General features: G+C 66.3%; 28 protein-coding genes. 2 read left to right on the top strand and 26 right to left on the bottom strand.

Features of this window, described 5'->3' with window-relative positions:
* Positions 1 to 108: 108 nt before the first annotated feature.
* The 11 genes from RNC47_RS09360 to RNC47_RS09310 form a co-directional block, all read right to left on the bottom strand.
* Positions 109 to 606 (bottom strand): hypothetical protein, encoded by a 498-nt coding sequence (locus tag RNC47_RS09360; protein ID WP_311597288.1) that lies wholly within the window; start codon positions 604 to 606, stop codon positions 109 to 111.
* Positions 603 to 842: a hypothetical protein gene (locus RNC47_RS09355; RefSeq protein WP_311597287.1), complete on the bottom strand. Its 240-nt coding sequence runs from the start codon at positions 840 to 842 to the stop codon at positions 603 to 605. The genes RNC47_RS09360 and RNC47_RS09355 overlap by 4 nt, the downstream gene beginning before the upstream one ends.
* A gap of 59 nt (positions 843 to 901) precedes the next feature.
* Positions 902 to 1384, bottom strand: coding sequence for a hypothetical protein (locus tag RNC47_RS09350; protein ID WP_311597286.1), 483 nt, complete (start codon positions 1382 to 1384; stop codon positions 902 to 904).
* 483 nt (positions 1385 to 1867) lie between these two features.
* The gene (locus RNC47_RS09345; RefSeq protein WP_311597284.1) at positions 1868 to 2308 is read right to left on the bottom strand and encodes a hypothetical protein; all 441 of its coding nucleotides are present in this window, start codon (positions 2306 to 2308) and stop codon (positions 1868 to 1870) included.
* Between the two features lie 156 nt (positions 2309 to 2464).
* Positions 2465 to 3076 (bottom strand): DUF7178 family protein, encoded by a 612-nt coding sequence (locus RNC47_RS09340; protein ID WP_311597283.1) that lies wholly within the window; start codon positions 3074 to 3076, stop codon positions 2465 to 2467.
* Positions 3077 to 3972: 896 nt separating this feature from the next.
* Entirely contained in the window at positions 3973 to 4446 is a 474-nt protein-coding gene (locus RNC47_RS09335; protein ID WP_311597281.1) for a hypothetical protein, read from the bottom strand.
* Positions 4447 to 4974: 528 nt separating this feature from the next.
* Positions 4975 to 5262, bottom strand: coding sequence for a hypothetical protein (locus RNC47_RS09330; RefSeq protein WP_311597279.1), 288 nt, complete (start codon positions 5260 to 5262; stop codon positions 4975 to 4977).
* 303 nt (positions 5263 to 5565) lie between these two features.
* Positions 5566 to 6594: a DUF932 domain-containing protein gene (locus RNC47_RS09325; RefSeq protein ID WP_311597277.1), complete on the bottom strand. Its 1029-nt coding sequence runs from the start codon at positions 6592 to 6594 to the stop codon at positions 5566 to 5568.
* Between the two features lie 473 nt (positions 6595 to 7067).
* Positions 7068 to 7334: a hypothetical protein gene (locus RNC47_RS09320; protein ID WP_311597276.1), complete on the bottom strand. Its 267-nt coding sequence runs from the start codon at positions 7332 to 7334 to the stop codon at positions 7068 to 7070.
* Entirely contained in the window at positions 7331 to 7786 is a 456-nt protein-coding gene (locus RNC47_RS09315; RefSeq protein WP_311597274.1) for a hypothetical protein, read from the bottom strand. The genes RNC47_RS09320 and RNC47_RS09315 overlap by 4 nt, the downstream gene beginning before the upstream one ends.
* Complete coding sequence (locus RNC47_RS09310) at positions 7783 to 8175, bottom strand: hypothetical protein (protein ID WP_311597273.1); 393 nt, start codon at positions 8173 to 8175, stop codon at positions 7783 to 7785. Before RNC47_RS09310 ends, RNC47_RS09315 begins: the two co-directional genes overlap by 4 nt.
* A gap of 239 nt (positions 8176 to 8414) precedes the next feature.
* Here RNC47_RS09310 and RNC47_RS09305 point away from each other — a divergent pair, with 239 nt between their 5' ends.
* Both RNC47_RS09305 and RNC47_RS09300 read left to right on the top strand, forming a co-directional pair.
* Positions 8415 to 8573: a hypothetical protein gene (locus tag RNC47_RS09305; protein ID WP_311597272.1), complete on the top strand. Its 159-nt coding sequence runs from the start codon at positions 8415 to 8417 to the stop codon at positions 8571 to 8573.
* Positions 8574 to 8622: 49 nt separating this feature from the next.
* The gene (locus RNC47_RS09300; protein ID WP_311597271.1) at positions 8623 to 9066 is read left to right on the top strand and encodes a hypothetical protein; all 444 of its coding nucleotides are present in this window, start codon (positions 8623 to 8625) and stop codon (positions 9064 to 9066) included.
* A 258-nt stretch (positions 9067 to 9324) separates the two neighbouring features.
* Here RNC47_RS09300 and RNC47_RS09295 read toward each other — a convergent pair whose 3' ends face one another.
* The 15 genes from RNC47_RS09295 to RNC47_RS09225 form a co-directional block, all read right to left on the bottom strand.
* Positions 9325 to 9909 (bottom strand): hypothetical protein, encoded by a 585-nt coding sequence (locus RNC47_RS09295; RefSeq protein ID WP_311597269.1) that lies wholly within the window; start codon positions 9907 to 9909, stop codon positions 9325 to 9327.
* Positions 9910 to 10028: 119 nt separating this feature from the next.
* Positions 10029 to 10490 carry a hypothetical protein gene (locus RNC47_RS09290; protein WP_311597268.1) on the bottom strand — a complete coding sequence of 154 codons (462 nt, stop codon included), beginning with the start codon at positions 10488 to 10490 and terminating at the stop codon, positions 10029 to 10031.
* 747 nt (positions 10491 to 11237) lie between these two features.
* Positions 11238 to 12632, bottom strand: a complete 1395-nt coding sequence (locus RNC47_RS09285) for an IS1380 family transposase (RefSeq protein WP_311597266.1) — start codon at positions 12630 to 12632, stop codon at positions 11238 to 11240.
* A 169-nt stretch (positions 12633 to 12801) separates the two neighbouring features.
* Positions 12802 to 13176, bottom strand: coding sequence for a hypothetical protein (locus tag RNC47_RS09280; protein ID WP_311597264.1), 375 nt, complete (start codon positions 13174 to 13176; stop codon positions 12802 to 12804).
* Between the two features lie 309 nt (positions 13177 to 13485).
* Complete coding sequence (locus tag RNC47_RS09275) at positions 13486 to 13851, bottom strand: DUF2958 domain-containing protein (protein ID WP_311597263.1); 366 nt, start codon at positions 13849 to 13851, stop codon at positions 13486 to 13488.
* Entirely contained in the window at positions 13848 to 14162 is a 315-nt protein-coding gene (locus tag RNC47_RS09270; protein ID WP_311597261.1) for a hypothetical protein, read from the bottom strand. Before RNC47_RS09270 ends, RNC47_RS09275 begins: the two co-directional genes overlap by 4 nt.
* A complete protein-coding gene (locus RNC47_RS09265) occupies positions 14159 to 14557 on the bottom strand; it encodes a hypothetical protein (RefSeq protein ID WP_311597259.1) in 399 nt (132 codons plus the stop codon). The genes RNC47_RS09270 and RNC47_RS09265 overlap by 4 nt, the downstream gene beginning before the upstream one ends.
* Positions 14558 to 14656: 99 nt before the next feature.
* A complete protein-coding gene (locus tag RNC47_RS09260) occupies positions 14657 to 14854 on the bottom strand; it encodes a hypothetical protein (protein ID WP_311597257.1) in 198 nt (65 codons plus the stop codon).
* A gap of 201 nt (positions 14855 to 15055) precedes the next feature.
* Positions 15056 to 15448 carry a hypothetical protein gene (locus RNC47_RS09255; protein WP_311597255.1) on the bottom strand — a complete coding sequence of 131 codons (393 nt, stop codon included), beginning with the start codon at positions 15446 to 15448 and terminating at the stop codon, positions 15056 to 15058.
* 402 nt (positions 15449 to 15850) lie between these two features.
* A complete protein-coding gene (locus tag RNC47_RS09250) occupies positions 15851 to 16150 on the bottom strand; it encodes a hypothetical protein (RefSeq protein ID WP_311597253.1) in 300 nt (99 codons plus the stop codon).
* A gap of 357 nt (positions 16151 to 16507) precedes the next feature.
* Entirely contained in the window at positions 16508 to 16882 is a 375-nt protein-coding gene (locus RNC47_RS09245; protein WP_311597252.1) for a hypothetical protein, read from the bottom strand.
* On the bottom strand, positions 16879 to 17403 hold the full coding sequence (locus RNC47_RS09240; RefSeq protein ID WP_311597250.1) for a hypothetical protein: 525 nt from the start codon (positions 17401 to 17403) through the stop codon (positions 16879 to 16881). Before RNC47_RS09240 ends, RNC47_RS09245 begins: the two co-directional genes overlap by 4 nt.
* A 141-nt stretch (positions 17404 to 17544) precedes the next feature.
* Positions 17545 to 17718: a hypothetical protein gene (locus RNC47_RS09235; RefSeq protein ID WP_311597248.1), complete on the bottom strand. Its 174-nt coding sequence runs from the start codon at positions 17716 to 17718 to the stop codon at positions 17545 to 17547.
* 75 nt (positions 17719 to 17793) lie between these two features.
* The gene (locus RNC47_RS09230; RefSeq protein WP_311597247.1) at positions 17794 to 18018 is read right to left on the bottom strand and encodes a hypothetical protein; all 225 of its coding nucleotides are present in this window, start codon (positions 18016 to 18018) and stop codon (positions 17794 to 17796) included.
* 225 nt (positions 18019 to 18243) lie between these two features.
* Positions 18244 to 18834 (bottom strand): hypothetical protein, encoded by a 591-nt coding sequence (locus tag RNC47_RS09225; RefSeq protein ID WP_311597246.1) that lies wholly within the window; start codon positions 18832 to 18834, stop codon positions 18244 to 18246.
* Positions 18835 to 19085 lie beyond the last annotated feature (251 nt).

Raw genomic sequence — 19085 nt, 5'->3', positions numbered from 1 at the left:
TCAAGCTGAGAGCCCCCACCGGCGCTGCCCTCCTCGCCGGCGCCCACGTCTGTGGTCCGCTCCGGCTGGTGACGATGGCGGCACGTTGTCGACGTGGCGGCTGGCGGGTCAGTCAGCAGTCGGGTCGGTTCCGTCGTTCAGGCCGCGCAGCAGAGTGATGCCGGGCATCTGGGCGTGGGGGCGGACCGGCTCGGTGAAGATCTTTGGCTCATCGAAGACGGGGGAGCCGTTGGGCCGACGGGTGTAGGGGACGAATCCGTAGTCCACTCCGTCGTCGGCGTCGAACGCCGTCCAGCTGATGACCTCGTTCTCTCCGTCGCGCAGTGGGAGGTTGGAGACCGCGCGGGCGGAGATGCCGGTGTCCGTGGCGAGCCACACCTGAGGGACGACGATTACCCAGCGTGTGGCTTTGATCTCGCGGGCCTTTTCAGCGGCGCGGTGTTCGAATGCGTGGGCGGTGGCCGCGTCGCGCAGATAGTCGTAGTCCGACAGCAGCAGCCTGCGCTGACCGTGGAGAGCCACCACGGCCGGGCAGTCGCGTGACCGGATCGCCGCCTGGAGCCGCTCGACGGCCTCGTGCAGGAGGGTCTCGGTGGCTTCATTCACCGTGATCGCTCCTCGCGAGAGGCGTCTCTGCGCTTGAACTGGTAATAGACGTCCATGATCTCCACCGAGCTGCGGTTACCCAGGTGGGCGAGTTCCTGCAGTGTGCGGCTCAGGTGTGTGCGCTGGCGTTGGCCGGCACGGGTCGGTGCCTCGTCGACCGCTGTACCGTCCACTGCTTTCAGCTCGGTGAGCAGTTCCTCGACGGTCGCGATCGCCTTGCTCAGGTCGATGTCCACAGCGTTCTACCTCCGGGGCGTCGCCGGTAGTCTGCCGCAACACCCGGGGGATTGTCCGATCAGGGGCGCCGGGAATCGCCCTCCCTGTCCGGCGTGGATCCGGCGGCGACGAAGCCGGCAAGCTGGTCGTGGAGGACCTGGGCGGCACGGGCGGCCGAGCGCAGCACCATGACAGCGGCCTCGATGCCAGTGGCTTCGAGGTCGGCCAGTTGGCACGCCTCATGGGGTGACGAGGCCACGGTCAGTGGGGCGGGGACGAGGGCGTGGAGAAAGAAGCGGTAGTAGCCCTGGTCACCGTCGTCGACGAATTCCGCGGTCAGGCTCATGCCGGGCGGGCCCGTGATCACGCCCGCTGTTTGTGCGGCACGGACGAGTAGCACAACGGTGTCCTCCTCACCGACGGTGCCACAGCGCCAGTCCATCGCGATCGGCGCAGTGGTGACGGCCAGCATGCTGTCTCTGCCGTCGAAGGTCCTCAGTTCGTAGGCGACGATCAGGTCGGCCAGCCAGCCGCGTGCGCGGCCTTCGTGCAGGGCGAACACAGGTGTTACCTCCTCGTGGTCAGTGGATCTTGCCGGTGCAGGGGCCGCACGGGCGGGTGGGGGTCATCCGGCGGGCATACGGTGCTCGGGCGGCGACCTTCTCCCAGGTCGTCCACCGCGTGGGCGGTGCGCGGTCTTCCTCTCACACGAGGACGGGCCGACGTTGCGCGTCATCGAGGCGGAGTAGATGCAGTGGTGGGCTCCGCGGGAGCCGACGAGATGAGGTAGCGCCGGCCGGAGGTCACCGCCGCAGCCTCTGACACGGTGCAGTCCCGGCTCGGTGAGCACGCTACGGGTACCGACGTTCGAGCCTTGATCGTCGATCAGGGCGCCGGCCAAGGTCGTCGGATTGGGCTTGCGAGGAGTGCATGGTGCCCGCCGTGTTCGTGGATTTGCCATGCACCGCTCGGAAAGGATCTTCCGACGGCTGGTCGTTCGCTTCCTCCCGCGTGTTCTCGCGGGATGGTGCTGGCTGAGAGATGATCAGGGTGGGGGTATCGGCAGGCCAGCTCGGTAGTCGACGTTTGGCTCCGGTGGCAACGGTTCCCCGGTGGTCGGGGTGGTGGTATAGGCGCTCCGCACCTCTTCTGCCGTGAGTGGTTCGAGCCATGCGTCAGTGATCTTCCAACCACGCAGGGCCTCTCGTCCGCCGCAGCCGGGTACACGGGACCGGGCGACGAGAGCAGCCTGTGCAGCGGGCTCCATGCCCTTCGCCAGCAACTCGTGCGTGTGTGTCAATTCCGCAGGGTCGTATGCGATGTGTCTGGCGGTGACGACCGCGGTAAGTGCCGAAGTGGCTGCCGAGCGGGCGATCACACTGACGACGATGTGATGTACGCCGAGGCCAAGCTCTCCGATGAGTTCCACCAAGCAGATCCTGGCGCGCAACCAAAGCAAAGGCGGGATGGGGTCAGGGCTGGTCATGAGCGCTACGGCTTTCCTTCCTGATTGAGCCGGAGGGCGTTCGGCAGGGTCGACGGGTGGGCGCCGAAACCTCGGAAATGGCTGGGATGGGACAGCGTGAACTCGTGATCCCGGCCAGATGGCCACGCAGATCGGCGGCCGGCTCCTGCACGGAGGTCAGGGACCGGTGCGCGGGCGGCGAGTCCCTGTACCGGCGAGGCGTTCGGTGTGAACGACCCAGGTGACGGCCTGCACAGTGCTCGGCAATTCCTCCAGCCGCATTGCCGCCTCGCGGTAACAGTGGGCCAGCGCCGTGTACCGGCGTGGGTTGGACAGGCCACGATCGCGATTGCCGTAGGTCTCCCCTACCGCGATGTCGTGGGCGTGCCGGTCGATGACCACGGCATCGGGATCGGATGGATTCGCGATGCATCGGTAAAAGTGGCCCGTCTTGCGGGTCATCGGTAGGACTTCGGTGGGGTCCGCGCCCGCGAGGATTTTCGCTGCCTTGGTCAGTGCATCGGTGAAGTGCCCGCCCGACAGGCCGCTTTCGCATGCCTGGCGGGCTAGGCGGATGTTCTCCGACCAGGACTTGTTGGCAGACAATGCGGCGATCACGCCCGCACCCGCCTGCGGATTGCCGCCGGTCATCATGTCCGCCAGTTCGTGCGCGGTGCGGTACCAGGCTCGGCCGCGCTGCTCCTGATCTGCCGTGGCGGACCGCCACACGGCGATGATGTTGCGGACGTACCGCTCACGCGCCGCATTCGGCGGGTTAGCGGGGATCACTGTCTTCCTCCTTTCAACACAGTCGAGCGACAACGGAAGGGGCGGCGGCCACGGATTGCCGCCGGCGGAAACGGACTTCGGGCTCCGGCCTCCGGGCAACCAACTTAGGAGCGATTAGGCGTTTGAAGGGCCCTGCTTGAAGCCCATGCCGAAAGACATAAGTGGCGGAGCTGGGCTCAACACCCGGCAGTGGTGCGACATCGACCGAGGCAGGCCCCGAAGTCGAGCACAGACGTGACAGAGCCGGCTCGGGCCGCGGCCCATGGCTCAGGGCTGGCCGTGGGCACGGCGGCGTGCCGAGACGTTGCTGCAACGGGAGCAGCATTACGTCCACTTCGAGGCAAGAGGTGCGGCGGACCGCCCGGTTCTTCAGAACACCGACTCCGAGATCAGACTCAAGGATCTAGCCATTGATGCTGTACTTGAGTCGGCGTTGTCCGGATACTCGCCTGGCGTCCCATTCGTCAGCCGGTTTTCTGGACTGGCGGCCTTGTCCTTGAGCAGGGTGGTGTCCGGGCAGGGACAGTCGAAATCGTCGCAGGGGCGACAGGGCGGGGCATGACACGTCCCGAGAGCGACCGCCGTGGGAGGCAGTGCCGTTCGGTAGGACTCCCGCCAATTCCACTCGGACGACTCCTGCTGATCGTCGCCCACGCCGGGCCGGCGCATGTTCGCGCGCCTCAACCTGAGGGCCGATCCCCTGAACGTGCGCAGATGCGCCGCTGACACGTCGCATTCCGGCAGCCTCAACTCGTCGTCGTCCTCTAGCAGCCGAAGGCGGACCTGCAACCAGGCGGGTGCGACTCCTCAACGGTGCCGAGCGGCGCATGGCCGAGGTGGTCGCGACGACTGTGACGGAGGCGAGCCGGCGTCGCCGTCTCCTCCTCGCTCCACGCCTAATCCGCGGCGTCACGGGGCTCAGAGGGTGCTGGCATCGGTAGAGGATGGGTGAGGCGAACGCGCGATTCATCGGTGACGGCAGGGTCACTGTTCCAGATCTCGATGCACTCCGAGCACGTTGCCTGGCGAGGGTCCATTACGACGGTGCTGGTGAAGCCGCACTTCGTCTCCCGCGCCGTTAGATACGCGTCGGAGTCGGCCGCCTCCGTACGTGGGGACTGCGGGTCGAGAGCACGGTCGATGCACGCCTCCCGCTCCCCAGCCGGCGGGGCACAGCGAACAGCGTGGGCGAGTTGCCCTAACCGGTCGGCCAGTTGCTTCTGTGGTCCGTACAAGGCGATGCCGTTGCTGCCGGTCCACACCGCGACGGCCATCTCGCCAGGCGAGACGGTGGCACCGTCGATATCGGTGCCCGGATAGAGCAGTTCCGCCGGGCTGTCGGCTTCCGCCCATTCAAGTCGGTCGGACATGTTGGTCTTCTCCCTTCGATGGTGCAGGGCTCGGGTTGGTGATGGGCGGATGGCTCAGCTCCGGACTCGCGATCGCCCTTGGCTATGGAGTGAGGGACCGCGTGATCGTCGGCCGCTCTCGGAATGAGCTGGGCGAAGGGGCCTCGGTGCGCCCTGCGCTTGGCACCCAACTGGCAGTCGAACCGAATTAGGCACTACTTCCCTTGCGGGGACAGTGGACTTCAGAATGCACTTTTGAGGAGCAGCTGTGGGGCTCGTAAACCCACTCTTCTAAGCCAGCTGTTGCACGCTAGGGACCATGGCTTCAGTCCGATCAGCGCCTTCGGGGAATCGCGAACTGACGGGGTGGTAGATCGGCAGAGCCGAGGGGCGGGCGTTGAGGCGGCGCGGGATCAGAAGGACGGTGGTGTGGGACGAGACGCTTTGATGTCCCGTGCCGAAAGACCATCCGGGCGACGGGGCGCTGGTGAATTGGACGGCCATGGTACGAACCGGCCCGGCGCGGGGTCCGGCTCGCTGAGAGACCGGTCAGTAGTACCTCAGCATCTCGTCGACTTCCGCCAGTGCCTCGGTGACCGTGTGGTCCATCACCTCACGTCCTGCGGCGCGATAGATATAGATGAGGATCTCGGAGATGACCTGGGCTGCGAGGGCCGGGGCAAGGTCGGCGTCGAATCGCTGCCATCCGTCGTCGTCGCGGTAGCTCTCGTCCTCGCCGATTCCGTGCGCGACTTCCGCGAGGTGGTGGAAGCCGTGTTCTTCCAGCAGATGATGGAACCCTCGTTCCTCGCTATCCGTCTGGTGGGTGTCGGTCATGTCGAGATACGGGGAGCTCGGGAGCGGGCCATAGTGCGCAAGCACGAGGTCCTCCTTCTCATGTGGGCCGTTGGTCCCGGCTTCGGTATTTGCGGTTCTTCAGGCACAACCCTGCTGAGGGGATGCAGTGTCCACAGATGACCAGCGGTGCGCTCCCCCATCCCCGGGCTCGGAGCCTGAGCCGCGCTGCGCTGAGTGGGACGTCGGGCGGAGCCGATTGCTACCGCGAGGTGCGTCCGGACGGGCGGCCGGGTGCGATCCGCCCGGCCGGATGTACCGCGGCCCCTCGAAGCGGGGCTGGTGCTATGCGGCCCGCACCAGGTCAGTGCGATCCAGCAGGCCGGTCAGCGTGCTCAGGATGCTGCGGTCCATCTGGTGGACCCCTCCGGTGATCGCGCGCAGCATGTTGCGCTCCGGCCGGTGGACGTTGCGGACCGTTGCCTCGTGGTGGGCGTAGGTGTTGACCGCCTGCACGACGCCGTAGGCAGTACCGCGCCAAGGCGCGACCCGCGCGTCCTCGTTCCACAGCCGAGTCAGGGAGTCACGCTTCTTCTCCGCCAGAGTGCGGCCGCGCCCTTTCTCCGCCGGCACGCGAACCTCAGCGTCGAGGAAGGCGTCCCACTGCCGGTCAGTGACCGTGGTCTGGCACAGCCTCGTGATCTCGGCGGCGAAGTCGTCGGCGGTCTGATAGACGAGGTTGAGCGCCTCGCGGGCTTCGGCGACCTTCAGCCGTGAGTGCCGTGAGTGCTTGATCGCGATCTCCTGCCCGGCCTCCGACAGCGCCAACGCCATCGTGTTGTCGCAGACGATGTTGGTCGCGGCCCGCTTGAACCGGGTCTTCAGCGAGCCGTCAAAGCTCGTCGTGCCGAACAGGTTCGGGCGGAACTCGACCCCTTCCGGCGTGGTGATCGTCTCGGGGACCTCGATCGAGACCCATGCGACAGCACCGCCGCGCAGCAGTCCGGCCGAGCCGATCGACAACTCGTCGTCCAGAAGCGAGCCGATCTTGTTAATCAGCCACTCCTCGTAGGGGTGAGGCTGGTAGCCGGGGGTGAAGTACCCCATGACGTAGCCGTTGTCGCTACGCAGGAACGCCTGCCGCGTACTGTCCTGCTGGAGTCGGCCGGTGACGGGGTTCTTCACGAACACCTCGCCAGAGACGGCCTCCCAGCCGAACAATCGCCTCCTGACGTCCTCCACCGGCACCGGCCCTGGATAGTGATTGGGCTCGTCACCCTCCAGGCTGCGCCGGTGATGCCAGGCCGTTCCGCGCTTGTCGGTGAATCCAATCAGCACGTTGGCGTTCAGCCATTCCAGCGTCTCTTGAGACATACGGACGTGCTCCTTTCCTTCCTCTCGGGGTTGCATCACACGAAAGGCATGTGGAATATCGGTATTGATCAACTGCGCCCGGGCAAGACCGTGTTCGATCCTGCAGTTTCTCAGGCCGTGACTCTGTTGTTGCCCCTCACAGGAATACGGCGCAACGAAACGCTCAAACGTCCGCTCCGCAGCCGCTTGACGCCTCGGCTACCGTTCCCTCCGGAAGGAAGAACCCACTCTCCACTCCACACAGCCTGTTCTGGTGAGAACTGCGCCACGGGGTGCCCGCCGGTGGCCACGCCTCCGACGGGCGCGGTTTGATCAGGACCAGGACGTGCTTGACCTCCACGAAAGTCACGCAGGCGCTGGTAGGTATTTCACCGGCCATCGTCGCCATCCGGGTTGCGGATGGCGCGATCGGAGTCGAGGCCATGCAGCAGACGCAGATGAATGTCTACGCCGGGCTGACGCGGCACAGAAAGCTAACCCAGGTCCATTTCATGGCGCTCGCAGATCCGCGTCAGACGAGCGATCATCTTACGGACATCACTATAGGTGATATGCATTTCCACTCTGCCGCTCCATTCGGGAGCATCCAGGTCGATGGCCTCCGACCACAGGTCGAGGCTGACTGCCTCACCCGTGTCGCGAATTTCGAGGGTGTGGCATATCGAGCCTGCCGTCTGGGCCCAGAATTCACGGTCCTCGCCGTCGGGTGACTCCTCGAAGACGTAGGAGTCCGTAGTCATCGTTTTCCCCTTCGTCTTCCCCGCCTTGTCGGAGGTGCCGCGCGACGAGGGCCTTGCGCCCCGGTCACGCGGGGCCGCCTCGCCGCAGACGATCGCTGCCCGCTGCGAGACCGCGGCTTCTTCGATCCGCCGAAGATCCGGACCTCCCGCTCCTGCTCTTCGTTCAGAACAGTCACCGGCAGGTGGGAGACGCTGTCACGCTGTGCGCGGGCGATCCGGTGCCATCCGTCAATGATCAGCAAGGCGCCGTCGGCTTCCTTGATCTTCACCATAATGAGCGGGCGGCCCAGGTCGACACGGTCTATGTAGTCCTCATCGATCCTGACTGCGGGAAGCCATCCGAACCACGGTTCAACGGCCATGCGATAGACGGGCAGGTCAGCGGCGATCTCCTGAGCCCGCGTGACATCCCATCGGTAGGCCAGGAACTGGAAGTACTCGCGGTTACTCATGCGCACTCATCCGTCCGGGCGTAGCGGCGGACGAACCGTTCGAGATCAGCGAGGGTGTTCAGCGCGTCGAACAGTTCGGCTGCCTCCTGCACCCTCAGCCGCAGGGCCTTCCGAGCGAATGCCGGGATGCTTATGGTGTCCCCCTCAGCAAAGCCCAGAGCGCGGGCGGCCTCGTTGAACACCAGCTCGGTGGAGTGGTTTGAGCCGATGACGCTGCCGTCGGTCCCTGCGATGACGGGATTGGGTCTGGCCAGTTGGGCGCCGGCCAGCAGAGCAGCGTGGTAGGCAAAGCAGCCCTGGTCCCGGCGTCGATAAGTCATCTGGTTCCAGCGCTCCGGGCAGACCTGTATTCGCCGAAGTGTGGCGTGCAGCAGGTGGGCGTTGGCCATGATCGGTGGTTCTCCTTTCGCGAATCGGTGGTGTGCGGAGATGGGTGTGCAATGCCGCAGACCCGCACGCCAAGGCCCCAGGGGAGGGAGGGGAACCCCGGGCACTGGCGTGCAGGCGTGCCGCACTGAACACGGGCGCGGGCAGCGTCTTGACGACCTCTCGCCGCAAGGCAACTCGTGACGGGGCGCCGGACCTATCTGTCCCGGCATCTGAGGTAGTCCGGCAGTGGGAAGCTGCTGTGGTCTTCATCGCGCTGGCGGCGGAGGCTCTCGACGAGGTCCGCTGGATCGAACGATCCGGCATCGACGAGGAAGACGTGCAGCGGTCGGCACTCCGTGGTGACCAACAAGGTGATCGCGTCTGGGTTGATACGCGCGGCTGCCACCCGAAGTGGTGAATCAGGGGGAATCGCCGCGTTATCCCCGCCCATCCGCTAGAAGGGGGAGATGACAACTGACGACCGGTGGCTGGTGGACGCTATGTGGCGGGCGACCGATCTGACCCGTGCGTACCTCGCCCAGAACCGCTCTCTGATAGCAACCTGCCTCACAGGGCTGGACGCCGGCAGGTTGGAGCGCGTTCTCGCCTGGCTCGTCCTCGACCACGACGAGCTCTTCGACACCCTGGGGGGACCATCCATGGCGGTGCGCCAGATCAACGGGCTGGCGGCCTTGGCGCCGTTGGAGCATGAGTTCGCGACGACGACGGCGATACGCCGGGTCGCCGCGAAGGAGTCGACGCTCACCCAAGCCCTGGAGGACTTAGCGCCGCTGGACCGTATCCACACCATCGCGATCTGTACCGCGGTCATGCTGCTGGAAGCGTATGGCAGTGCTCACGCCTTGAAGCAGCTCGACGACGACGCCGCGCACTACGAGCACCTGGGCTAACCGCGGCCCTACACGATCGCCTGACCCCAGCCTCGCTACCGGCCACGACCGGTGAGGCCGCCCTGACACCAGAGGCCATGCACTCAGCGATACGGTCAGCCGGGCTTTCCCAGCCGAGCGTATTGCGTGGGCAGCCGTTGAGTCTCGGACAAGCCGCGCCTTGTCGACCGGTCCCAGGGAACCTGCGTATGTCAGGCGCACCGAGCCGGACGAAGGCTGTGCCGCTGGACGCCACAGAGGTCTTTGTCCCCGGCCTGGTCACCTTCCTTTGCCCAGCGCCGCGAGAGCGTTCCTTCGGCTTTCCAGTTCAGATATCTTGGAATCTGGCGTGCCGACGTGCCGGAGCATGGCGATGTAGTCGTCAAGAGCATCCGGGGCGTCGGGGGTCGAGTTCCGCAGCTTTTGCCTGTAGGCGCAGTTCAGACCCCGCATGGTGTCGCAGACATTGGGCTCATCGACCACGTGCACGTAGCAGCCCGGATACTTCACGAAGATCCGGCATCCGCACCGGAGGTAATACCAGCCCGTCACCTCGCCGATGCCGTCCACGAGAACCCGTTCGGGACGCTCCGTGAGCGGCATGTCGGCGTAGCGGGATTCGAAAGCGGCCGTGATCTTTTCCGGAACCCCGTAATGCTCGTTGATCGCCCGTCGCTGAGGCAGCGTATCGTGAACGGTTCCGTCCACGGCAACTTCCGCAAACGCGGCGTGCAGCCGCTGAGACTCCGGACACTCTTTCGTGCCGGGTCCCAGGGTATGCAAACGCCAGTACTTGGCCACGAAGACGACGCAGCCGCATTCAAGGAAGAACCAACCGGATTCTCCCACCTTCTTATCAGGCACCGCTTCCTCCCTTTCGTTGCGTCATGCAGCCCTTGGTCAAACACGCAGAATTCCGGCTCTCCGCCACCTCTGCGCCGTTTATATCAGCAAGTCCTGCGATGGGAGTCGACTCTTCTCTTTCACCGTGCGCGTGGCGCGGTGTTCATCTCCCACGTCTCGTAGACACCGGCGATGATGCCGAGTTCTTGAAGGCGTATGGTCACTGCGTCAGCAGCGGCGCGCATGTGCACTGCCATGTCGTTCTCGTCGCAGTCGTGCTCGGACCCCTCAAAGGCGGCCGCTGCCTCCTGGTAGGAGCGGGCCAGGTCCGTGAGCTCTTTTCGTTCCTGGGGCAGTACCGCCACCGCCCCGTCCGGCGCCACGATCAGGTCGAGGGATTTGGCCACTCGCCGCGCAAACTCCACGCGGGCCGCCTTCTCCGAATGGAAGTAGTCTCCCTGCCTCACGCCACCGCCCACGGCCCAGGGCTGTACCTCTTCCGACCCGTGGGCCAGCACGAACTCCACACTCTCACCCGGCACCTGATAGCGCTCCACAATGGCGTAGTGACCGTACATCGCCGGCTTGTCCCGCTTGGCCATATTCAGTAGCTCCTGATTTCGTGGGGCGGGCGATCTTCTTGACAGCACTGGGCGGGAAATCAACGACCATTGATGCCACCTCTCTCGGTGTCTTTCCCCGTGGAGGCGTTCTTCGGTACTGCTGCAGGGATGCATCACCGTCCGGACGCCAGACGTTCCCAGGTCGGCTCTCAAATTCGCTGAGTTTCCGACGGCAACTTCTGCCCGTGCTGACTAAGTCGGTGCGCACAGGACAGTTCTGCTCGTCACCGTGCACCATCGGGAAGTCGACGCACGTTGGCCCCAATCCGTTTCTTGACTGCCAGCACGAGGGTAGGGCATCAGAGCCGCTGTAAGGGCTGGCGAAGTCTTTCCCGCCCCGGTCCTCCACTTCGGAGGAGGATTCATAGCGCCCGTGCTTGCCTCTTACTGTCGGAGCTATTGCTCCTCATTACAATACGGCTGTGGAATTTCCCGGAACGTCCGCAGGGGGCGATCAGATTCGGGAGTTTCCCGGCCAGCATGGCGAGTCATTTCGCACTGATTTGATTAGTGGTCTGCTTCGTCAAGATGAGCTGACGCGTGGTGCTGTGCAGGCCTGGGACGGCCGGTCTCCCGCTAAGCCTCGATTCACCGATCGGATTCCGAGGTGAGCGTTTCTGCGTTCTCGGTGTGGTGGCCGGTTGGAGGGCATGTCGTACTCGCTGGTCTGCCCAGCTTTTCCACGTCGGTTCCGGTTGGGCCCTGGTGGGCGGGTGGGTGGGTTGGTCAGAGGGCCGGTGGTGCGTGGGCGGTGTGGAACAACTCGGAGAACGCCTCGTGCCAGGGCCATCGGCGGGGCAGGTGCAGTGTGAGGCGTCGGGCGGAGCGGGCGATCCGGGCGGGGACGTGGACCAGGTGAGTGCGGATAGTGGCGGTGGTGGCCTTGGCGTGGAACGCTCCGGCCAGGGCTCCTGCCGCTCTCAGCAGGTTGTAGGACATCGCCCACAAGCTCAGCCAGGCCGCGTTGGCGTTGAACTTCCCCGAGGGCAGGTGGGCGAGAGGTCCGGCTTTGCCGTCGGCGATGACCTGCTCGATCACGGCGTGGTGGCGGTGGTGCCGTTCGGCCTGGAGGGTTTCGAAGGGGCTGTCGGTGAAGAACGGGTGGTGGCGCCAGACGGGGAACAGCTCGCCCTGCTCGCCGACGGTGGCGGGTTTGGCCAAGTCACGGACCCGGCGCACGATCAGCCGGGCGGTGACCTGTTCGGTCTTCTTCCGGCCGGTGAAGGCGGTGTAGGAGGGGATCTGGGCGACTTCGGCGTCTGAGATCAGCTCGCCGGTGTCGGGATCGATGACCGCCCTCGGATAGCGGATCGGCGTCCACGCGTCCTCGGGCATGGCGGCGATGGCCCGCTTGATCGACGGGTTCATTCCCGTCGTGATCGAGAAGTGGGTGCCGTTGCGGCGGCAGGCGGCCACCACGTCGGCGTTGTAGAACTGGCTGTCCGCGCGCAGAATGCGGATCCCGGTGCAGCCGGCCTCGATCGCGCCCGCCAGTGCTTCGGTGACGAACCGCTCCGCGCCGCGGGAGTCGGCCGCCTTGCCCTGACGTAGTCGCACCGCGGCGATCACCGGCCGGGAGATCGGCGTGCAGATGGTGGCCAGCAGCGGATGCAGGGTGCGGATGCCCTTGAACCGGCCGACCTGGGCGCCCTGCTTGGCGGGTCCGAACACCCGCTTGTGCGTGGAGTCGACATCGACGAACGCCACCGCGTCCGCGCCGGGCAGCAGCGGAGTCCGGGCGGCCAGCTCCGCGAGGAACCGGCGGTGAACGGCGTGCAGTTGCAGACCATGGCCGTGGGTGAAGGAACGCAGGAACGTCCCCAGCGTCGACGGGGCCCGTATCCCACCGAACAGCGCCGGCATCGCCCCGTGCCGCAGCCGGTCGGCGTCCTCGATACTGTCCGCCCCCGCGCACATCGCCGCGATCAGCGACGTCACCTTCGCCGCCGGGTTCGCCCCGCCACCATTGACCGCCCCGTCGATGCGCACGGTCTCGCGGACCAGCTCCGACAGCCGCCCCCGCGCGGCAAGACGCATCACCGGGACCAGACCGGCGTCCGCGACCAGGTTCGGGTCATCGAACACCGCGGACACCGCACATGACGGCATGGAAGAATGCATCCCGGAGATGCACCTCCGAACTGGTCGAGTAGAAGCCTAGAGAACTCCTATTCTCCCAGGTCAGAGCGCATCTCCACTTTCATGTCCAGACACTGGACCAGCCGTCACCCGGTGAATCGAGGCTAAGAGGCAGGCCAACCAACCGTCCCAGGCACTCGACGCTTCCGCGCTATGCGGTGTGCTGGGCGACGAGAGTTGTCAGGTCGTCGAGGTCGTTATCTGAGTGGAACAGGTCGTCCGCTTCGTCCTCGGTCAGCGCCAGGGCGCGGCGGGCGAACTCGCGGATCTCGATCGTGTCGTTCTCCTCGAAGCCGAGGCTGCGCGCGGCGTCGTTGTATGCCAGCCCAGCGTTCCTGTTGAGCTCTGTGTCGCTGCCGGGGAGACTGATGACGTGCTGAGGGCTGATCAGCTGCCCGCCGGCGATCCGGGCGGCGTGATAGGCGAAGCAGCCCTTGTCGCCCTGGCGGTAGTACGGCTGGAGCCAGGTTTCCGGGTGTTCCTGGATGTGATGCAGGGTGGCGTTCAACAGTTCGGCATTGGCCATGGCGAGGTGTGTCCCTTCTCATTCCGGAGTCCCCACCCGAGAGCAGTCCGCCTCACCCGGCAGCCCCGTTTCCGCGACCGCGGAGACAGGTCATGGGCTGTTGGCGGTACAGGGCGGCCCCACTCCTGCGGGTGGGGCGCGGGGCTGGGAGGGAGCCGCCCGTTCCGCCCGGCGTGCGGGCGGGTCCGGCAGCGTGGAATGCAGACGAAAGGCGCTGCCGGAGTCCTTGCGAGGGCGGGCCCGGTCACCGTTGAACAGGCCGAGTCAGCGGCCTATGGGCAGCGGGCCCTTCACGGCGGGCCATGGTGCTCAGCGGCTGCGGCCATGGGGCAGACAGTCGCGTGCGGGCACGGGCTGGTGATGTAGGTCCCGCCGTACAAGCTGGTCCGGTCCGGACGCGAACGATTCCAGGGCTGGCAGGTCGATGTAGCCCCATTCGCCCTGGGTGGTGTCATCTCCCAGGGCCGCCCATCCGAAGGCTTCTCCGGTGTCCGGGTCAAGCTCGGTGATGTACCACTCGCCCCAGGGGGCGACGTACCGCAGGTGGACGATCGCATTTTCGGCGGGCTGGTGGTCCGTGCCGTACAGCGGCGGGATCGCGGCCAGGTCCTGCTCGGGCGGGTAGAACGCGTGCCCGCGTAGTTCTCGGTGGATTTCCGGGGGGCGCGTTCTCATGGCGACGCCCCCGGGTCCGTGTTCCGCCTGGCTTGGTGACGCAGGGAGGTGATCAGTTCCCTGAGGAGGACCACGATGTCCTGGTGGATGGCCAGCAGCTCGAAGACCCGCCTCACCGCCTCGGGGTCGTCGTCCTCGGGCTGGGGATCGTGCAGGGCGTGCCAATGCGCCAGCAGGTGTTCGACGTAGGCGCGTTCATCGGCGGTCCACGACTGAGGGGGGTAGCCGTCGATTCTGCGGGGGTCCCGCATGGCATGGCCGCCGCCGGGGGTGTGCCAGTGGTCCGGCTCTCGCTCGGTCAACCGGGTCATGCGTCATCACGGGCCGCTGCGACAAGCTCCTCGGTGAGTGCCAGCGCGTCCCCGCGATCCCCGGAGCGGAGTTCGTCGTGCCTGGCGCAGTCCTTCTCGTCGGCCTCCCCATCCTCGTCCCCGTACGGGGCAGTCGCTGTCGTGAAGCTCTCGGACGGCTCAGGGAGGAGTTTGGCTTCGTCGACGGAGCGCTCAGTGATCGTCAGATATCCCACGCTTCCGTCGATTGGTAGTTCATCGAGCCACTGGTCCTCGTGATCTTCCAGATATCCCGCCAAGTCTTCCGGGCTCTCGGCTATGGCGCCTGGTATCTCGACAGTGACGGGAAAGGTGTAGTTCACCGTCTCGGTAACGGTCAGTTCGACCGCGACGGCCTTCAGGTCGTCCTCGTCCATCGGCTCCTTCCTTCCATTCGTGCACCAACGAGGGCGACACGACGGCGCCGCCCGGTAGCGCGGCACCGTCGTGTCGGGGCTGCGGAATCATCCGCCGTGTCAGAGCTTTCGGCTGTTCAGCCTGATTTCCAGACCGTCGTCCTGGTAGAGCATGCGCAGGCGCTCCAGGGCCGATCGCGCCTGGCTCTCGGTCAAGCCGTGGACGATCAGCACATCCGGCACGCCCGCGTTATGGCCGGTCCACGCGGGATCGGCCGTCGTGCTCCACAGGCTGTAGTTGCGCGCTTCCACGATCACTCCGCCCTTCCTTCTTTCGGGCCGCTCGTTGGCCCCGAGCGTGTCGCGATCAGCTGCCGTCCACGGGCCGTCGATCACGCGTTCCGGGCCGGCCGGGCGCCAGGCCGCTCGACGTCTGGCGCCCGGCCCGCTGCGAGAAACACAGCTACCGCCCGCAGGCCCGCCTCCGCTCCTCGGTGTAAGGGAGGGCCACGGCCGCGGTCACTCCCCCTCGGCCTCCTGCGCGGTGTACTCCTGGACGAGCCGTTCGAGGTCCGCCAGGCCGTTGCACCCGCAGAACAGTTGCGCCGCCTGCTCATCGCTCAGCTTCAGGGCTCGACGGGCGAACAGGTTGATGCTGATGAAGTCGCCGTCCTCGTACCCCAGGGCCCGTGCGGCGTCATTCACCACCACCCGGACGTCGTCGTTCGGGTCGATCGAGCCGTCCCCCCAGGTGATGGTCGGCTCGGGGTCCTCCAGGACCGCGCCAGCGAGTCGAGCCGCGTGGAACGCAAAGCATCCCCGGTTTCCCGCACGCCACACCTTTTGGTCCCAGGACTCGCGGTCGTCCTGGATGTGGCGCAGCGTCGTGTGCAGCAGGTCCCCATTGGCCATGAAGAAGGTCCTCCTGTTCCAGTCATCGCCCCGGCATGTCCCCGCACACCGACCGGCCGCAGCAGCACGGTGCTCCGTCAGCTGGTCTGCGGTGGCAGCGGGAAGATCCCCTCCCAGCCGGGGCGAGGAGCTGGGAGGGGACCGCTGAACCCTTCTGGGTGCGAGTGGGCCTCAGCAGCGCCGAATGGGCGACGGGACGTGCTCCCGACGTCGTGGCGCGGTTGAACCGCCCGTGCACAGGGGTCCGTGTGCGGGCCTCGTCGTCTTGGCGACAACCCCGCGCCGCTGGGCGCGTGTCAGTCCCGAGCCGCAGTCAACCTGGAAACCCGCCTCCTGCAGCGCCACGACGGCCCGGAGGGAGGACGCTGCCGAGCGCAGCGCCACCGGTTCAGCATGGTTGCGTCAGCGCATCGGGTACAGGAGCACGGCAGCGACAGCGTCAGCGGGGATCGCGTCGGGGGAGAGCAGGTCCCGGGCTCCGGTGTCCCGCCGCAGTTCCTCGCTCGTCGGATAGACCCGGCCTCTGCCGCCGGCTTCGTCGAGGTACATCGCCTGCGCGAGGTCCAGCAGCGGCGAATATCGGTTGCCTTCCCCGTCGCTGGATAGGACGACGAGCATGTCATCCGGCAAGGCACACAGCACTGTCTTCAACTGTCCGACAGTCAGCGGCTTCCGACGCCGCGTGGTCGGGAAATCGGGCATGACCAACCTCCTTGGCGATAGCGCCCGAGACGACCGGAACGAGCCCCTAGTGAAGGCGCGTCACGCCACCGTGACCGCAGCACCGCCGGCCCGGGAGACCAGTCCTCGGCAGCTGGGGCACGGGCGACTCCGGACAACGCCCTCAAGGAGGCGGACGTACGGGATCCCTCGCCCGGCACCCTTCGATGTGCGGCGAGACGTCCTCTAAGAGGACCAGCGGCCCTGAGGAAATGGGCCGCTGGATACTCCGGCAGGTCGGCCCCAACCGAACATCGGCACCTCGCACGCATCGGACGGCCCGAGGCGCACCTTAGCCACCGTCGAGCCGTCCGCACTGCGTATGACGGCAGCCGAGCCTCAGGCGAACTGCCGATCGGCGAGCTCACATGTCGCGGCTGCCGAGTCGATGTGCTCGCACCAGATGCCGATGTCGGGGCCCTCCGGTGGGCGGAAATTCCACCCGACGTCTCCCCGGCGCAGGTAGGACCGGACATCGCCGTCGGCGATGTCCGATAGCGCGGTTTCAACGTCGTCGGCGACCTCACACCAAGGGCAAGGGTCACCCTGCCCGTCCGGGCGGCACCCCTGACACTGCTGGGAGAAGTCGTCCCGCTGGGAGCACAGTTCCGCTCGCAGATGCTCCAGCGCGCGGTCGATATCGTCGAAGCACGCTGGGGCGACGGTCGGCAGATATCCGGGAGTGTTGCTGCTCACGTGCAGGTGCGTGATCACTCGCCTGCCTCCACGATCGCTCCATCATCGAGCGGGCAGTCAGGATGATCGCTCAGGAAGTCTTGTGTGACGTCCTGCCCTCCCTCGATGACGTCGATGCTGTAGCCGTAAGTGGACAACACGCCACACGCCGCGTCCTCGCGGACGAGGCGCTCGACGTCGCCTTGCACGGCAGCCCGCAGTTCCTCAGCGGCCTCCTCATAGGTATCGCTCACAGCGACCAGGTCGCCGTTCTCACACCACACGCGGAACTCACGCTGGTGAGCGCTGGGGTCCGCGTTCTGCGACGAGAGAGTCACCTTCGTCTGGAGATGGGTCAGCTTCTCCTCCAGCACCACAGCCCTATCCGGGCACATCTCCCGAGGGTCGGGCAGGGGGTCGGTGCTGTAGCCGTAGGCGTAATCGGTCTCCGAGCCGACCACCTCACCGTCACCATCGACGACGTCGCGACCGAAGATGATCGCTCCGAACCACAGCGCCTCCTGAGGTGCGGCCCTCCAGGTGTTGCTGGTCTCGCTCATGTCCGCAATCCCTCCCAAGGTCGTCGGACATGGCCAGGGGCCCGGGATCCCAACCCGAGCCCCTGGCGGTTGCTCATTCCGAGTGGCCGTGGGAGCTACGGCCGCCGCGCCATGCCTGCACTCGCGGCAGAGCCGACAAGATCACTGATGGCCGCCGGCGGTGACGATCGTGATCTGCCGGCCGCGCCCGGCGTAGAAATGCCGCACATCGTTCTCAGTGGCCTCGGGCGCAAGCGGCAGCGGCAGCCACTCCTCCAACTGTTCGCTCCAGGTGACCCATTGCCCGTCAATGCGGGCAACCTCCAACGGCTGCATCGGTCCTCCCTTCCACAACCCGGACCGCGGGCGGCCGGCCCTCCGGGGACAGCCCGGAGGCCGGCCGCAGCGATCTCACACCGGGAACGAACCCGGCCCGCCCATCGCCCCCATCACCGTGGCGGCGATCGCGAGCTGGATGCGGATCGCCTCGAACTCCTCCGGGCTCACCGTCACGGTGAGGGTGCCGTCGGGGTTCTCAGTCGCCTCGACGATGGCCATCCCCGGGGGAACGGCGGCGCCCGGCTCCTCGGGCGACGACGACCCCCCGCTGCTGCCGTCCAGCAAGTCCCCCGCCATCGAGCACATGTCACACATGGGATTCCTCCCTCACGGAATCCGACTGTCCACTCTGAACAGCCGTGGGTACGCCCCGCCGACGCTCAGGCGCACGACATGGCAGTTCACAGTGCAGCGAGAACTTCCCTGGTCAGCCGATGGAGGGGCACCAGCCGACCAGGGACAGGAGCCCTGCCCGACCCGAGGAGGGGCGCGGAAGCCGGGCAGGGAGCAGGCGGCGGCCGCTCAGCGACCGCTGTAGGCGAGGTCCGGCGCGTCTAGCAGGGACACCGGGCCCTCGAACACCATCGGTTCTGGGGGCGCGATCTCCGCCTGCCGCAGCTCGCGCTCGATGCGCGCCAGCACGTCATCGGAGCCCTCTGCTGCCAAGGGCCGAGGGTCACACTCGTCCGGCACCCGTAGGAATGGCGGACCCTCCGCACCGCACCCCTCAGCCACGCACAGCGCGGCCATGGAAACCGGATACGCGACCGAACCAACGACGCGGTAGCGGGTGGCGGGGTAGTCCCGCTCGAATCCCGACTGACCCCGGTAGGTCGCCAGCGCGGTCCGCGCGGTCGCGTCGGGGTTCGCGACGAACATCTGCCACAGCACATCCCGGTACGCGTGCCAGCACGCGTACGGCCCGTGTCGACCCGACGCCGCCGTGCGCGCACCGGGCCCACGACTGTTCACCACGCGCAACCGCGCATTGAACGAGCTGCGCCGCGACCAACGTGCTTCCGGCGCAACGATCACATTTCCCTCGTACGCTCGACGCGACACATCATTCGTGACCGCGTAGAAGTCATCCAGGGAAACGCCACGTATATTCACGTTCCTCCCTCGTATGGATCGGGAACAACTGACACGCGACGCTGCGTCGATGAAAGCGGCTATACTTCAATACGGCGCCAGCAACCGCCCAACCGTCCGGGCGAGAGCCAGAAAACCAAGTTCCCTCCGCACACGGACAGCGGCACACTCCACCGCTAACGACCAACGGCCGCAAAGCGAAACACGCCAACAGGTCTCAACCCGCCAGCGCATCAACGCCTTCACCTAAATACGGCGCCAGCAACCGCCCA

This window comes from Streptomyces millisiae, from assembly GCF_031845425.1.
In the GTDB taxonomy this organism is placed as follows: domain Bacteria; phylum Actinomycetota; class Actinomycetes; order Streptomycetales; family Streptomycetaceae; genus Streptomyces; species Streptomyces millisiae.
This window is presented reverse-complemented; position numbering and strand designations above follow the sequence as displayed.